Source organism: Pseudomonas sp. Con_6 (assembly GCF_059379395.1).
The window spans coordinates 173874-188627 of sequence record NZ_CM182011.1 but is presented as its reverse complement, the minus strand read 5'-3'; the positions used below and the strand labels follow the sequence as shown (position 1 = coordinate 188627).

Annotated in this window: 14 protein-coding genes; 11 read left to right on the top strand and 3 right to left on the bottom strand. The window is 62.8% G+C overall.

The features are described from left to right. Positions 1–287 precede the first annotated feature (287 nt). On the bottom strand, positions 288–1508 hold the full coding sequence (locus tag AC5QPF_RS00910; RefSeq protein WP_494961618.1) for a CoA transferase: 1221 nt from the start codon (positions 1506–1508) through the stop codon (positions 288–290). A 17-nt stretch (positions 1509–1525) separates the two neighbouring features. Continuing rightward, positions 1526–2707 carry an acyl-CoA dehydrogenase family protein gene (locus tag AC5QPF_RS00905; protein ID WP_494961617.1) on the bottom strand — a complete coding sequence of 394 codons (1182 nt, stop codon included), beginning with the start codon at positions 2705–2707 and terminating at the stop codon, positions 1526–1528. A 151-nt stretch (positions 2708–2858) separates the two neighbouring features. On the opposite strand from AC5QPF_RS00905, the gene AC5QPF_RS00900 reads away from it, so the two are divergent. The 10 genes from AC5QPF_RS00900 to AC5QPF_RS00855 all read left to right on the top strand — a co-directional run bounded on the left by AC5QPF_RS00900 (position 2859) and on the right by AC5QPF_RS00855 (position 12633). Next, positions 2859–3773, top strand: a complete 915-nt coding sequence (locus AC5QPF_RS00900; RefSeq protein ID WP_494961616.1) for a transcriptional regulator GcvA — start codon at positions 2859–2861, stop codon at positions 3771–3773. Between the two features lie 418 nt (positions 3774–4191). Beyond that, entirely contained in the window at positions 4192–5313 is a 1122-nt protein-coding gene (locus AC5QPF_RS00895; protein ID WP_494961615.1) for a Re/Si-specific NAD(P)(+) transhydrogenase subunit alpha, read from the top strand. Positions 5314–5323: 10 nt separating this feature from the next. Continuing rightward, entirely contained in the window at positions 5324–5641 is a 318-nt protein-coding gene (locus tag AC5QPF_RS00890) for an NAD(P) transhydrogenase subunit alpha part 2 (RefSeq protein ID WP_009403440.1), read from the top strand. Positions 5642–5643: 2 nt separating this feature from the next. Beyond that, positions 5644–7080: an NAD(P)(+) transhydrogenase (Re/Si-specific) subunit beta gene (locus AC5QPF_RS00885; RefSeq protein WP_494961614.1), complete on the top strand. Its 1437-nt coding sequence runs from the start codon at positions 5644–5646 to the stop codon at positions 7078–7080. Between the two features lie 178 nt (positions 7081–7258). Further along, the gene (gene scpC, locus AC5QPF_RS00880; RefSeq protein ID WP_494961613.1) at positions 7259–8752 is read left to right on the top strand and encodes a succinyl-CoA:acetate CoA-transferase ScpC; all 1494 of its coding nucleotides are present in this window, start codon (positions 7259–7261) and stop codon (positions 8750–8752) included. A 420-nt stretch (positions 8753–9172) separates the two neighbouring features. Next, positions 9173–9388 carry a DUF1127 domain-containing protein gene (locus AC5QPF_RS00875; RefSeq protein ID WP_330073003.1) on the top strand — a complete coding sequence of 72 codons (216 nt, stop codon included), beginning with the start codon at positions 9173–9175 and terminating at the stop codon, positions 9386–9388. A gap of 233 nt (positions 9389–9621) precedes the next feature. Continuing rightward, positions 9622–9939: a DUF2388 domain-containing protein gene (locus AC5QPF_RS00870; RefSeq protein ID WP_494961612.1), complete on the top strand. Its 318-nt coding sequence runs from the start codon at positions 9622–9624 to the stop codon at positions 9937–9939. Positions 9940–10037: 98 nt separating this feature from the next. Then, the gene (locus AC5QPF_RS00865; protein WP_494961611.1) at positions 10038–10328 is read left to right on the top strand and encodes a DUF2388 domain-containing protein; all 291 of its coding nucleotides are present in this window, start codon (positions 10038–10040) and stop codon (positions 10326–10328) included. Positions 10329–10357: 29 nt separating this feature from the next. After that, positions 10358–10678: a DUF2388 domain-containing protein gene (locus tag AC5QPF_RS00860; RefSeq protein ID WP_042127693.1), complete on the top strand. Its 321-nt coding sequence runs from the start codon at positions 10358–10360 to the stop codon at positions 10676–10678. Continuing rightward, on the top strand, positions 10675–12633 hold the full coding sequence (locus AC5QPF_RS00855; protein WP_494961610.1) for a DUF7844 domain-containing protein: 1959 nt from the start codon (positions 10675–10677) through the stop codon (positions 12631–12633). Before AC5QPF_RS00860 ends, AC5QPF_RS00855 begins: the two co-directional genes overlap by 4 nt. Positions 12634–12635: 2 nt before the next feature. Here AC5QPF_RS00855 and AC5QPF_RS00850 read toward each other — a convergent pair whose 3' ends face one another. After that, positions 12636–13037, bottom strand: coding sequence for a GFA family protein (locus AC5QPF_RS00850; protein WP_494961609.1), 402 nt, complete (start codon positions 13035–13037; stop codon positions 12636–12638). 397 nt (positions 13038–13434) lie between these two features. Here AC5QPF_RS00850 and AC5QPF_RS00845 point away from each other — a divergent pair, with 397 nt between their 5' ends. Next, positions 13435–14742 carry a citrate:proton symporter gene (locus tag AC5QPF_RS00845; protein ID WP_494961608.1) on the top strand — a complete coding sequence of 436 codons (1308 nt, stop codon included), beginning with the start codon at positions 13435–13437 and terminating at the stop codon, positions 14740–14742. Positions 14743–14754: the final 12 nt, after the last annotated feature.

Here is a 14754-nt window from a genome sequence, read left to right as displayed (position 1 = left end):
CAACTTCAAACACTTGACTCGCTGCGATCTCTCGTTAGCGGGAGGCGAATTCTACAGCGTTACAACCTGCTGTCAACTGCCTTTTTCAACCGCCTTCGTAAACGACCGAAGCACTTCCGATACTACCTGAAACGTCTAACTCGTTGAATCCTAAGGAGTTTTCCGTTCCGACTGCGCCGGAAGTGGGGCGAATTATAGAGAGATAAAACGGGGCGTCAAGCACTAATTTGAAATTGATTCAAATCAGTGCCGACGCCCCGTTTTCTTCTATATAGAAGAGCAATCCCTCAGAGCACCCCAGCCTCGCGCAGACGCTGGATATCCTCCGCCGCCAGGCCTAGCACGCCACCGAGGACCTGCTCGGTATGCTCACCCAATAAAGGAGGAGCATTGCGGTACTCCACCGGCGTAGCGGACAGCCGGATCGGACTGGCCACCTGCGGCACGCTGCCCGCCAGCGGATGCGGGATATCGATCGCCAGCCCGCGGGCCTTCACCTGGGGATCAGCAAACATTTGCGCCAAGTCGTTGATCGGCCCACACGGCACGCCCGCTTGCTCCAGCTGACTGACCCACTCTGCCGTGGTCTTGAACACCGTGGCCTGACGAATCAGCGGAATCAGCTCGGCACGGTTGGCCACCCGCAGCTTGTTGGTAGCGAAGCGTGGATCGTCCGCCCACTGCGGCTGACCCGCCACTTCGGCGAACTTACGGAATTGCCCGTCATTGCCCACGGTCAGGATGAAGTCCCCATCAGCAGTAGGAAAGTCCTGATAAGGCACGATGTTCGGATGCGCATTACCCAACCGACGCGGCGCATTACCAGTAGTGAGGTAGTTCATCGCCTGATTGGCCAGACAAGCCACCTGTACATCCAGCAAGGCCATATCAATGTGCTGCCCGCCACCATGCTGGTCGCGATGGGCGAGGGCGGCCAGGATCGCCACTGTGGAATACAGCCCGGTAAGAATGTCGGTCAGTGCCACGCCAACCTTCACCGGCCCGGCCCCTTCATCACCTTCCGGACGCCCGGTCAGGCTCATCAGCCCACCCAGACCCTGGATCATGAAGTCGTAACCCGCACGCTTGGCATAAGGACCGGTCTGACCGAAACCGGTAATGGAGCAATAAATCAGATTCGGGTTGATCTGACGCAGGCTCTCATAGTCCAGACCATAGGCCGCCAGCCCGCCAACCTTGAAGTTCTCGATAACCACATCCGATTTGGCTGCCAGCTCGCGCACCAGGCGCTGGCCCTCGGCCTGGGTGAAGTCGATGGTCACCGAGCGCTTGTTGCGGTTGGCCGACAAATAGTAAGCCGCCTCGCTGGTGTTCTCGCCTCTGGCATCCTTGAGGAAGGGCGGGCCCCAGGCGCGGGTGTCATCCCCGCTGCCCGGCCGCTCGACCTTGATGACCTCCGCCCCCAGATCCGCAAGGATCTGGCCGGACCATGGTCCGGCCAGCACCCGCGACAGATCCAGGACCCGCAAATGAGAAAGCGCGCCCATGGACTGTTCCTCTCTAATTAATAGAAGGCCTGGATGCCGGTCTGTGCGCGACCGAGGATCAGCGCATGCACGTCATGGGTACCTTCGTAGGTATTGACCACTTCGAGGTTGACCAAGTGACGGGCCACGCCGAACTCGTCGGAGATGCCGTTGCCGCCCAGCATGTCCCGCGCCATGCGCGCGATGTCCAGGGCCTTGCCGCAGGAATTGCGCTTCATGATCGAAGTGATTTCCACCGCGGCGGTGCCTTCATCCTTCATCCGGCCCAGGCGCAGGCAGCCCTGCAGGGCAAGGGTGATCTCAGTCTGCATGTCGGCCAGCTTCTTCTGGATCAGCTGGTTGGCCGCCAGCGGGCGACCGAACTGCTGACGATCCAGGGTGTATTGCCGCGCGGTATGCCAGCAGGCTTCGGCGGCACCCAGGGCGCCCCAGGAAATGCCGTAGCGTGCCGAGTTCAGGCAGGTGAACGGACCTTTCAGGCCGCGCACGTCCGGGAAGATGTTCTCTTCCGGCACGAACACGTTGTCCATCACGATCTCGCCGGTGATCGACGCACGCAGGCCGACCTTGCCGTGGATCGCCGGAGCGCTCAGGCCCTGCCAGCCTTTCTCCAGGACAAAGCCACGGATATCGCCGGCATCGTCCTTGGCCCAGACCACGAACACATCGGCGATCGGGCTGTTGGTGATCCACATCTTGCTGCCGCTCAGGCGATAGCCGCCATCGACCTTCTTCGCCCGGGTGATCATCGAACCCGGGTCGGAGCCGTGGTTCGGCTCGGTCAGGCCGAAGCAGCCGATCCACTCGCCGCTGGCCAGCTTGGGCAGGTACTTCTGTTTCTGCGCTTCGGTACCGAATTCATTGATCGGCACCATCACCAGCGACGACTGCACGCTCATCATCGAACGGTAACCGGAGTCGATGCGCTCCACTTCGCGGGCGATCAGGCCGTAGCACACGTAGTTCAGACCACTGCCGCCGTACTGCTCGGGGATGGTCGCGCCGAGCAGGCCGACTTCGCCCATCTCGCGGAAGATCGCCGGATCAGTCTGCTCATGACGGAAGGCTTCAAGCACGCGCGATGCCAGCTTGTCCTGGGCGAAGCTGAAGGCGCTGTCCCGCACCATGCGTTCTTCTTCAGTGAGCTGCTGATCGAGCAGCAGCGGATCGATCCAGTTGAAGCTTGCTTTGCCGGCCATGCGTGAATCCTCGAATGTTTTTCTCGTGCATTGATCCTAGGCCCGAACGGGCAGGGCGACAAACGAGGATTGCGCAAGGTCTTGTGCTAATTTCTCACTCCGTAACGGTCATCAAGGCCATTTAAACGCTCAATTAGTGAGGTTGACGTATATGCGGCGCAAGATCCCCAGCACCACGGCACTGGTCTGCTTCGAGGCCGCCGCCCGCCACGAGAGCTTTACCAAGGCCGCGCAGGAACTGTCCCTCACCCAGGGTGCCGTCTGTCGGCAGATTGGCGGACTGGAGGAGTTTCTCAATGTCGAGTTGTTTCGCCGCTCACGGCGCGGGGTGAAGCTCACCGAAGCCGGGCTGTCCTACAGCAGGCGGGTAGCCACTCAGCTCGATGCCGTGGAACGGGATACCTTGTCGGTGATGGGCCAGCAGGGCGCCAATGTCATCGAGCTGGCGGTGGTCCCGACCTTCGGCACCCAATGGCTGTTGCCGCGCCTGAAGGACTTCCAGCAACGCCACCCGGAAGTCACGGTCAACCTGACCAACCGCACCCGCCCGTTCCTCTTCGCCGACACGAACTTCGACGCCGCGATCTACTTCGGCGATGCCGACTGGTCCGGTACGCAATCCCACCGGCTGATGGGAGAAAACCCGGTGCCGGTGTGCAGCCCGGCCTTGCTCGAACGACACGCCACGCTCACCCCGCAGGCCATCGCCCAGCTTCCGCTGCTGCAGCAGACCACCCGGCCCTACGCCTGGCGGCAATGGTTCGACAGCCTGGACATGAATGTCGCCCGCGACATGACAGGCCCGCGCTATGAACTATTCTCGATGTTGGCCCAGGCGGCCATGCACGACATGGGTGTAGCGCTGATCCCACCGTTCCTGATCCAGCGCGAACTGCAGGAAGGACGCCTGGTCATCGCCAACCCCCATGCCCTGTCGAGCATCAAGGCCTATTACCTGATGATCCCGGAGCGGAAGGTGGAATCGGCGTCCCTGCGGGCTTTTCGCGACTGGCTGGTCAGCGAGGCACAGCGCTATGCCGCGGCCCACAAGGACCAAACGGACTAGTTGACTTGGTAGTCAATAATTTTAAACACCTACAGATATACGTAAATGTCGCTTCGGCGACAACTGTTTTGCTCACCCCCAAAACCCCCTCAAACCCCATTGATTACAGGGGTTTCCCCGCCTGAAAACGACCTTTTTCGTCCCATCCGCGAAAATTGTCAGAAAATTTTTAAAATTTATCTTAATGTCGCTAAAGCCCGTATTTGACGGGCTGTGGCCGTATCGGTGCGACATGCGGTCACAGGGTGACTTGTAGTTTGTTTGTAGTTTCCAATCAGAACCCATTGATACGACTAAAGATCGCTTGCAAAATGCCGCGCCCCGTCTGTTTTCAGGCGGGATCGTGCTGATCGGCCGCCCCAGACGCACCATCCGCAGTGCGCTGGTTCAACAACAAAGATCACGCAGGAGAAATGACGTGCACATTGGTGTTCCTCTCGAAACGCAGACGGGCGAAACACGGGTCGCTGCCACTCCCGAAACCATCAAGAAACTGGTGGGACAGGGTCATCAGGTCACCGTCCAGCGCGGAGCCGGCATCAACGCCAGCATCCCGGACAGCGCCTATGAAGCAGCCGGCGCCGTACTTGGAAGCGCCGCCGATGCGTTTGGCGCGCAGCTGGTCCTCAAGGTTGTAGCGCCCAACGACAGCGAACTGGGCCAGATCAAGAACGGCACCGTGCTCGCGGGCATGCTCAACCCGTTCAACAACGAACTCATCGCCAAGATGGCCGAATGCGGCATCACCGCCTTCGCCCTCGAAGCCGCGCCACGCACTTCCCGGGCCCAGAGCCTGGACGTGCTGTCCTCGCAGGCCAACATCGCCGGCTACAAGGCCGTGTTGCTCGCCGCTCACCACTACCCACGCTTCATGCCGATGCTGATGACCGCCGCCGGTACGGTGAAAGCCGCCCGCGTGCTGATCCTCGGTGCCGGTGTGGCCGGCCTGCAGGCCATCGCCACGGCCAAGCGCCTGGGTGCGGTGATCGAGGCCTCGGATGTGCGTCCGGCGGTGAAGGAGCAGATCGAATCCCTCGGCGCCAAGTTCATCGATGTGCCGTACGAGACCGACGAGGAGCGCGAGTGCGCCCAAGGCGTCGGCGGCTATGCCCGGCCGATGCCGGCAAGCTGGATGCAACGCCAGGCACTGGCCGTGCACGAGCGCGCCAAGCAGGCGGATATCGTCATCACCACCGCGCTGATCCCGGGCCGCAAGGCACCTACCCTGCTCAGCGCGGAAACCGTGGCGCAGATGAAACCTGGCTCGGTGGTCATCGACCTCGCCGCGGCCCAAGGTGGCAACTGCCCGCTGACCGTCGCCGACCAGGTCGTCGTGGAAAACGGCGTGACCATCGTCGGTCCGACCAACCTGCCGGCCCAGGTCGGCGCCGACGCCTCGGCGCTATACGCACGCAACCTGCTGGACTTCATGAAGCTGCTGTTCGACAAGGACGGCGCCCTGACCATCAACCTCGAAGACGACATCGTCGCCGCGTGCCTGATGTGCCGTGACGGCCAGGTCATCCGCAAGAACGGATAAGGAGCCCGTAATGGAAGACATGCTGATTTCCCACGGCGTCTACAACCTGATCATCTTCGTGCTGGCGATCTACGTCGGTTACCACGTGGTCTGGAACGTTACCCCGGCGCTGCACACCCCGCTGATGGCGGTGACCAACGCCATTTCCGCCATCGTCATCGTCGGCGCCATGCTCGCCGCCGCCCTGACCGTCACCCCGCTGGGCAAGGTCATGGGCACCCTCGCGGTCGCCCTGGCGGCGGTGAACGTGTTCGGTGGATTCCTCGTCACCCGGCGCATGCTGGAGATGTTCAAGAAGAAAGCCGCGAAGGCAGAGGGGCAGAAGTAAACATGAGCATGAACCTGGTAACCCTTCTCTACCTGGTGGCGTCGGTGTGCTTTATCCAGGCCCTCAAAGGCCTGTCGCACCCGACCACTTCGCGCCGTGGCAACCTGTTCGGCATGCTCGGCATGGCCCTCGCGGTGTTCACCACCGTCGGCCTGATCTACAAGCTGGGCGCCGAGCTGGCCACCGACGGCATCGCCTACGTGCTCGTCGGCCTGCTGATCGGCGGCAGCGCCGGCGCGATCATGGCCAAGCGCGTGGAAATGACCAAGATGCCGGAGCTGGTGGCGTTCATGCACAGCATGATTGGCCTGGCTGCGGTGTTCATCGCCATCGCGGCGGTGGTCGAGCCGCAGTCCCTGGGCATCGTCAGCGCAATCAGCGACCCGATCCCCACCGGCAACCGCCTGGAGCTGTTTCTGGGCGCAGCCATCGGTGCGATCACCTTCTCCGGTTCGGTCATCGCCTTCGGCAAGCTCTCGGGCAAGTACAAGTTCCGCCTGTTCCAGGGCGCACCGGTGCAGTTCGCCGGGCAGCACAAGCTCAACCTGGTGCTGGGCCTGACCACCATCGGCCTCGGCCTGGTGTTCACCTTCACCGGCAACTACACCGCCTTCACCGTGATGCTGGCCCTGGCCTTCGTCATGGGCGTGCTGATCATCATCCCGATCGGCGGCGCCGACATGCCGGTGGTGGTGTCGATGCTCAACAGCTACTCGGGTTGGGCGGCGGCCGGTATCGGCTTCTCGCTGAACAACTCGATGCTGATCATCGCCGGCTCCCTGGTGGGCTCGTCCGGTGCGATCCTCTCTTACATCATGTGCAAGGCGATGAACCGTTCGTTCTTCAACGTGATCCTCGGCGGCTTCGGTGGCGATACCGATGCCGGCGCGGCGACCGGCTCGAAGGAGCAGCGCCCGGTGAAGTCCGGCTCCGCCGACGACGCCACCTTCCTCCTGAGCAACGCCGACACCGTGATCATCGTCCCTGGCTACGGCCTGGCGGTGGCCCGTGCGCAGCACGCACTGAAGGAACTGACCGAGAAGCTGACCCACGCCGGCGTGACCGTGAAATACGCGATCCACCCGGTGGCAGGGCGCATGCCCGGGCACATGAACGTACTGCTGGCCGAGGCTGAGGTGCCGTACGACCAGGTCTTCGAGATGGAGGACATCAACTCCGAGTTCGGCCAGGCCGACGTAGTCCTGGTGCTCGGTGCCAACGACGTGGTCAACCCGGCGGCGAAGAACGATCCGAAGTCGCCGATCGCCGGCATGCCGATCCTCGAGGCCTTCAAGGCCAAGACCATCATCGTCAACAAGCGCTCGATGGCCAGCGGCTATGCTGGCCTGGACAACGAACTGTTCTACCTGGACAAGACCATGATGGTCTTCGGCGATGCCAAGAAGGTCATCGAGGACATGGTCAAAGCCGTGGAATAAGCCTCCTTCGCGGCTGTGACAATAAGCCCCGGTTCGGCAACGACCGGGGCTTTTTCGTGCCCGCCGCGCCGACGGAAGGCTCTATTTCAGGGGCTCACATACGACCTTGGTCGCGGGACGAGTTTTCGGGAAAGCAATAGACTGCGCACCTAGCTTCAGTAGCCCGAGATAACAATCCATGTACCGTGATCGTATTCGCTTGTCCTCGCTGCACAGTAAAGTCATGAGCGCGGCCGACGCCGCCGGCCTGATCCAGGATGGCATGACCGTTGGCATGAGCGGTTTCACCCGCGCCGGTGAAGCCAAGGCCGTTCCCCACGCGCTGGCCGAGCGGGCCAAGCAGCAGCCGCTGAAGATCAGCCTGATGACCGGCGCCAGCCTGGGCAACGACCTGGACAAGGAACTGACCGAAGCCGGCGTTCTCGCCCGGCGCATGCCGTTTCAGGTGGACAGCACCCTGCGCAAGGCGATCAACGACGGCAAGGTGATGTTCATCGACCAGCACCTGTCGGAAACCGTCGAGCAACTGCGCAACCAGCAGCTCAAGCTGCCGGACATCGCGGTCATCGAAGCGGTGGCGATCACGGAACAAGGCCATATCGTGCCGACCACCTCCGTGGGCAACTCGGCGAGCTTCGCGATCTTCGCCAAGCAGGTGATCATCGAGATCAACATGGCGCACAACGCCAACCTCGAAGGCCTGCACGACATCTATATCCCGACCTACCGTCCGACCCGCACGCCGATCCCGCTGGTGAAGGTCGATGACCGCATCGGCAGCACCGCGATCCCGATCGACCCGGCGAAGATCGTCGGCATCGTCATCACCGAGCAGCCGGATTCGCCGTCCACCGTACTGCCACCGGACGACGAAACCCAGGGCATCGCCAACCACCTGATCAACTTCTTCAAGGAAGAAGTGGCGGCAGGGCGCATGACCAACAAGCTCGGCCCGCTGCAGGCCGGCATCGGCAGCATTGCCAACGCCGTGATGTGCGGCCTGATCGAATCGCCGTTCGAAGACCTGACCATGTACTCCGAAGTGCTGCAGGACTCGACCTTCGACCTGATCGACGCCGGCAAACTGGGCTTCGCCTCGGGCAGCTCGATCACCCTGTCGAGCCGGCGCAATGCCGACGTGTTCGGCAACCTCGAGCGCTACAAGGACAAACTGGTGCTGCGTCCGCAGGAAATCTCCAACCATCCTGAAGTCGTGCGGCGCTTGGGCATCATCGGCATCAACACCGCGCTGGAGTTCGACCTTTATGGCAACGTCAACTCCACCCACGTCTGCGGCACGCGGATGATGAACGGCATCGGCGGCTCTGGCGACTTCGCCCGCAACGCCCACCTTGCCATCTTCGTCACCAAGTCGATCGCCAAGGGCGGCGCGATTTCCAGCGTGGTGCCGATGGTCAGCCACGTCGACCATACCGAGCATGACGTCGACATCCTGGTCACCGAGCAGGGCCTGGCCGACCTTCGCGGCCTGGCGCCGCGGGAGCGGGCGCGGGTGATCATCGACAACTGTGTGCACCCGGATTACCGCGATGCGTTGAACGACTACTTCACTCGCGCCTGCGAGCGGGGTGGGCATACGCCGCATATCCTGCGCGAAGCGCTGGCGTGGCATGAAAACCTGGAAGAGACCGGGCGGATGCTGGCGGGCTGATTCCTCTTTGATTTAGCACGGACGTATGGGAGCGGCTTTACCTGCGATTACGGTAGTGAATTCACCATCGCAATCGCGGGTAAACCCGCTCCCATAGAGTTCGCGTCGTGCCTTCCACATAGTTGCAACAGATCGCTAAAACAGTTTTCGGCTAACAACTTACAAAAACTGTTCTACTGTACCGGTCAAAATCCCCCATTTTCCCGCCTCAAACCCCCTCCTTTACTTGAAAATGCACCATATTGACGCAGACCAGTACAGTTTCGTCCATTTCAGGTGCAACAGTGCCCTTAAACAGTTAACTGGACCATCACAATGCAGGTGAACTGTATCTACTGTTATGGACCACAGAGGAGGATCATGGGCACCAGTCAAGTTAATCACCTCCTCAATGCCGCCATAAGCGGAAGGATGCACATCATGGAACGTACCCTCAGTTCCGGTCTGGTTTTCGAAAGCAACGTTGAACAATCCAAGGCTTCCCTGCCTTTGCGCCTGCTGGCCAATCTGGTCCTGTGGCAGCGCCGCATCTCCAGCCGCCACCAACTGGCTCGCCTGGATGCCCGCCTGCTGGCCGACGCCGGTATCAGCGAAGCACAACGCTACGAAGAGCTGAGCAAGCCGTTCTGGCGTTGATGCAAGGCCCGCCGGCCACGGCCGGCACCGAATTCCGAAAAACCCGTCGCAGGTGACTGCTGACGGGTTTTTTCGTTCTGGAAGACGCAGAATAGAGCGCCCAACCCAGAGACCAGTACAGTTTTACAAAAACACAAATCAAGCTTAACAGTTGAACCAAACGGCGTTTCGCTTGTTACGTGTTACGCTTTTTTGCAACCGCCTGATTCGTCCCACCCCCGAGGAGATCGACCATGATCCGCACCCGCCTGCTCGGCGCCGCCCTGTTGCTGGCCCTGGCTTCCACCGCACACGCAACGAGCTTCGTCGTGACCACCGATTCCCTGGTGGGCGCCCTGAAGGCCACCTCCGATGCCACCTCCGACGTCACCTCTTCGTTCCGCGACAACAAGGTCGTACGCGCCGCCCGTGACGACGCTGCCAGCTTCGTCGCCAGCAACGGCGCTATCCGCGGCGTGAAGCTGGAAAGCGCCTTCGCCCACATTCGCCAGCAACTGCCGACCCTGCAGGCCAGCGACGCACAGCTAGCCCAGGCCATTCTGGCCATCTGACCGGCAACAGCGTGCAAAACAGCCCGGACCAGCCGCTCTGGCCCGGGCTGTTGCATTGGGATAGCCTTGGTCACCTTGTTGGCAAGGCAACCGTTCCCATGCGTTATCTGTTTCTGCTGTTTGCATTGCTCGGGCCCGGGACGGCCCTGGCGTTTGACACCACCACCGCCGGCACCGTCATCAGTGGCTACGCCACCAGCCAGGTGACCAGCGCGCCCTTCGATCGCAAATGGGTGCGGGCCGCCCGGGACGACGCTGCCGTCTTCGTCGCCAGTGACGGCCAGGTCCGCGGCGCGCGGCTGGAGTCGGTCATGCGCCGGCTGCACCAGGAAAACCCCGATCTTCATGCTGGCGACCTTGAACTGGCGCAGGCAATTCTCGTCCAATAAGCACACCTGTTTTCCCCCGGAGAAGTTCCATGCGTAACCCGCTGATCGCCGCCACCCTCGGCTTCCTCCTGCTGGCCGACGTGGCCCAGGCGCACACCCTGGTGGCCACCAGCAACATCATCGTCCGCGCCTTCGGCCGGTCGATCGATTTCACGTCCGACACCACCACCTCGATCCGCGACTCGAAAGTCGTCCGCGAAGCCCGTGACGACGCCGCCAGCTTCGTCGCCAGCAACGGCGATATCCGTGGCGCCCAGCTGGAAGCCGCCTTCGACACCCTGCGTCAGCGCGTGCCTGAAGCCCGCCAGGCCAGCGACCAGGTCCTGGCCGAAGCCATCCTCGCCCTGTGAAGCCCTTGCGTGCCTGGATGCTGGGCGGCGTACTCGCGCTGCTCAGCCTGCCCGCCCTGGCCGACCTGCAACTGAAGTTGCAAGACGACGGCCTGAGTGCGGCGCAAAGGCAGGCCAGCCAGGCACTGCTCGATGAAGCTCTGCAAAAATTTCCCCCCAGCTTCAAGACCCGGCTCGACCGCACCGTGGTGGTCAGCTGGAGCGACAGCATCCCCGAGGACGTCTACGGCCAGGCCTCGCTGGTCTCGACCCTGCAACTCAACCGCCGACTCCTGCCCGGCCTCACCGACGGCAGCGCCGCCACGCAGAAGACCGGGCGCCCCCATGGCACCGTGCGCGAAGAGTTGTTGGCCACCGTCCTCCACGAAACCACCCATATCTACGACCGCGCCCGCCTGTGGCCGGCAGACCAGCGCCGCCTGATCGTCCAGTGCAAGCGCCAGTTCGAGACCCACGGCAACGTCGGCCTGCGCGACGAATGCCGAGGCCAGCCAGAGCGCCGCTTCACCCTGAGCGACGATCCGCGCTTCCTCGATCTCGCCGGCTGGCCGCAATACGTCGGCCGCCGCGGCGAACGCGAGCAGGACAACCACCAGGACGTGCGCACCCCGGACAGCTATGAACTGAGCAGCCCCAAGGAGTTCGTCGCGGTCAACATGGAGTACTTCCTCCTCGACCCCAGCTACGCCTGCCGTCGTCCGGCCCTGCATGCCTACCTGAGCGAGCATTTCGGCTGGAGCCCGGCGCATCCGCCCTGCGAAACGGCCTTGCCCTACCTCAACGCCGGCAACGACTTCGCCAAGCAACCCCTCGGCCAGATCGACCCGGAGCGGGTCTATTCCGTCGACTACCTGCTGGCCGAGGCCAACCAGAACTGGGTCAGTCGCTGGGGCCACAGCATGTTGCGCCTGGTGATCTGTGCCCCGGGCCGACCGCGCGGCCCGGATTGCCGCCTGGACCTGGATCAGCACCTGGTGCTGTCGTACCGCGCCTTCGTCAACGACGTGCAACTGTCCAGCTGGGGCGGCCTGGTGGGCGACTATCCATCCCGGCTGTTCGTGTTGCCTCTGGGCCAGGTCATCGACGAATACACCAAGACCGAGCTGCGCAGCCTGTCCTCGGTGCCGCTGAAGCTGTCCCGCCCCGAACTGGAAAACCTGGTGCGCCAGGCCATGGAGATGCACTGGAGCTACGACGGCAACTATTACTTCCTGTCCAACAACTGCGCGGTGGAGACCCTCAAGCTGCTACGTGCCGGCACCGGCAACCCGCAACTGACCAGCCTCGACAACATCATGCCCAACGGCCTGCTGGAAGTACTCCAGGGCCGTGGCCTGGCGGATACCAGCGTGCTCGACGACCCGCGCGAGGCGCTGCGCCTGGGCTATCGCTTCGACTCCTACCGCGACCGTTTCGATGCCATGTTCAAGGTCCTCAGGCAGCATCTGCCGATCCCTCAGGACAGCGTCGAGGCCTGGCTGGACCAGAGTGCCGAGCAACGCCGCGCCTGGTTCGAGCGCGCCGACCTGCGCACCAGCGCCGCCATGCTGTTGCTGGAACAGGCGGCACTGCGCCAGCAGTTGCTGCTGGCCCAGGACGAGGTCAAGCAGCGGTACCTCAGCGGTCGTTCGCGCAATGACGGTGGCGTGGACAAGGCCAACAAGACCCTGCAACAGATCCTCGCCAATAGTGGCTTCCTCAGCAAACCGGCGGAATTGCTGGGGCAGGGCGGTTATGGCGTGCCCCAGGCGGACGAGCGGCGCGAGCTGGAGGAAAGCAGCAGCAAGCGCCAGGCCCAGCTACAGAGCCTGAGTACCGACCTCGACAAGGAAGCCCGCGCCCTGCTGGGGCCGGAGCGCGATGAGGAAATCCGCGCGGTGGAAGCCAACACCAAGCTGATCGGTGACCACCTGCGGGCCCTGCACAAGGCGGCCGGCGGGCTGGAGTTGCCCTGAAGTCAGAGCGTCTCATGGGCCTCGCCGGGCAGGTGTTCATCCAGGTGCAGCCACGGCAGGCGGCTTTCGGTCCAGATATGCCGGTCGGGGCGGACGCAGGCCGGATCATCCAGGGTGGCGATGGTGATATCGATGGATTCCGGACTCAGGTCGGTGGTCAGGGCCAGATGGGCGCCGCAGCGACTGCAGAAATAGCGCACGCAACTGGCGGAGGAGTCGTAGCGCTGGGGCGTGCCGGCCAGCCACTGGAAGGCGGAGCAGGGCACGGTGGCCCAGGTGATCAGCAGGCCACCGGAGACCTTGCGGCAGATCGAGCAGTGGCAGTGGGCGACGTCGGTCAGCGGGCCCTGGACCCGGTAGCGCAGGGCACCGCAATGGCAGCCGCCTTCCTGTGATTGGCTCATATGTTCGGCACTCCGTGATGTTGTGTTCTCCCGGGCCCTATCGCCGGCAACGCCGGCTCCCACAGGTATCGCGTACACCGCTGAACCTTGTGGGAGCCGGCGTTGCCGGGGATGAGGCCCGAAGATCAATAAATAACCACCTGTCTGCTTTCAGTCCTCGAAAGCTGGCTGAAAGCTTAGCCCCTTAGCATCGCCTCACCACCGGCATAGCGACCGGCGCGCCAGGGCATCCTGAATTCAATGGAGCCCGGCCTACTCAACAAAAACAATGGTGATTCTGATGTCCTTCCGTCCCTACCTGCGCCCGCAATTCCCCCTGCTACTCCAGACCCAGCGCCCCACCCGCTGATCCGTCCGTCACGTCCCCATCCCGACGCACTATCCCTGGAGTACGCCCATGCTGACCTTCCTCGGCTTCGCCATGGTCATCACCTTCATGTACCTGATCATGACCAAGCGCCTGTCGGCCTTGATCGCGCTGATCCTGGTACCGATCCTGTTCGCCCTGTTCGGCGGCTTCTCCGCCAAGATCGGCCCAATGATGCTCGAAGGCATCAGCAAGCTCGCGCCGACCGGCGTCATGCTGATGTTCGCCATCCTGTATTTCGCCCTGATGATCGACTCCGGCCTGTTCGACCCCGCCGTGCGCAAGATCCTCAAGCTGGTCAAGGGCGACCCGCTGAAAGTCTCGGTCGGCACCGCCGTACTGGCCCTGGTCGTCTCCCTCGACGGTGACGGCGCCACCACCTACATGATCTGCTGCGCCGCCATGCTGCCGTTGTACAGCCGCCTGGGCATGAGCCCGCGGATCATGGCCGGCCTGATCATCCTCGCCGGCGGGGTGATGAACATGACCCCCTGGGGCGGCCCGACCGCCCGCGCCGCCAGCGCCCTGCATGTCGACCCGTCGGACATCTTCGTGCCGATGATTCCGGCCATGCTCGCCGGCGTCGTGGCCATCCTGGTCATCGCCTACATGTACGGCAAGCGCGAACGCGCCCGCCTCGGCGAACTGCACCTGCCAGGTGACGAGGTCGACCACAGCGAAATCACTGTTTCCCAGTACCCGGACGCCCGCCGTCCCAAGCTGCTGTGGTTCAACGGCGCCCTGACCGCCGCCCTGATGGTGGCGCTGATCGCCGGCCTGCTGCCGCTGCCAGTGCTGTTCATGATCGCCTTCAGCATCGCGATGATCGTCAACTACCCGTGCCTGCAGCAGCAGAAGGACCGCATCGCCGCCCACGCGGGCAGCGTGCTGGCGGTAACCGGCCTGATCTTCGCCGCCGGCATCTTCACCGGCATCCTCTCCGGCACCGGCATGGTCGAGGCCATGTCCAAAAGCCTGCTGGCGGTGATCCCGGATGCCTTGGGCCCGTACCTGGCGGTGATCACGGCGATCGTGAGCATGCCGTTCACCTTCTTCATGTCCAACGATGCCTTCTACTACGGCGTGCTGCCGGTGCTGTCGGAAGCTGCCAGCCACTACGGCATCTCGCCGGTGGAAATGGCCCGCGCCTCGATCGTCGGCCAGCCGGTGCACCTGCTCAGCCCGTTGGTGCCCTCCACCTACCTGCTGGTAGCCCTGGCCGGCATCGAATTCGGTGACCACCAGCGCTTCACGCTGAAATGGGCAGTGCTAGTCTGCCTGTGCATAATGTTCGCCGCGCTGCTCATGGGAATTTTCCCGCTGTTCAGCAGCCTCTAGTAAACGATTCAC

Excerpts from the sequence above, each read along its gene's own strand:
- AC5QPF_RS00910 (WP_494961618.1), bottom strand. The coding sequence starts at position 1,508 with ATGGGCGCGCTTTCTCATTTGCGGGTCCTGGATCTGTCGCGGGTGCTG.
- AC5QPF_RS00905 (WP_494961617.1), bottom strand. The coding sequence starts at position 2,707 with ATGGCCGGCAAAGCAAGCTTCAACTGGATCGATCCGCTGCTGCTCGAT.
- AC5QPF_RS00900 (WP_494961616.1), top strand. The coding sequence starts at position 2,859 with ATGCGGCGCAAGATCCCCAGCACCACGGCACTGGTCTGCTTCGAGGCC.
- AC5QPF_RS00890 (WP_009403440.1), top strand. The coding sequence starts at position 5,324 with ATGGAAGACATGCTGATTTCCCACGGCGTCTACAACCTGATCATCTTC.
- AC5QPF_RS00885 (WP_494961614.1), top strand. The coding sequence starts at position 5,644 with ATGAGCATGAACCTGGTAACCCTTCTCTACCTGGTGGCGTCGGTGTGC.
- scpC (WP_494961613.1), top strand. The coding sequence starts at position 7,259 with ATGTACCGTGATCGTATTCGCTTGTCCTCGCTGCACAGTAAAGTCATG.
- AC5QPF_RS00875 (WP_330073003.1), top strand. The coding sequence starts at position 9,173 with ATGGAACGTACCCTCAGTTCCGGTCTGGTTTTCGAAAGCAACGTTGAA.
- AC5QPF_RS00870 (WP_494961612.1), top strand. The coding sequence starts at position 9,622 with ATGATCCGCACCCGCCTGCTCGGCGCCGCCCTGTTGCTGGCCCTGGCT.
- AC5QPF_RS00865 (WP_494961611.1), top strand. The coding sequence starts at position 10,038 with ATGCGTTATCTGTTTCTGCTGTTTGCATTGCTCGGGCCCGGGACGGCC.
- AC5QPF_RS00860 (WP_042127693.1), top strand. The coding sequence starts at position 10,358 with ATGCGTAACCCGCTGATCGCCGCCACCCTCGGCTTCCTCCTGCTGGCC.
- AC5QPF_RS00850 (WP_494961609.1), bottom strand. The coding sequence starts at position 13,037 with ATGAGCCAATCACAGGAAGGCGGCTGCCATTGCGGTGCCCTGCGCTAC.
- AC5QPF_RS00845 (WP_494961608.1), top strand. The coding sequence starts at position 13,435 with ATGCTGACCTTCCTCGGCTTCGCCATGGTCATCACCTTCATGTACCTG.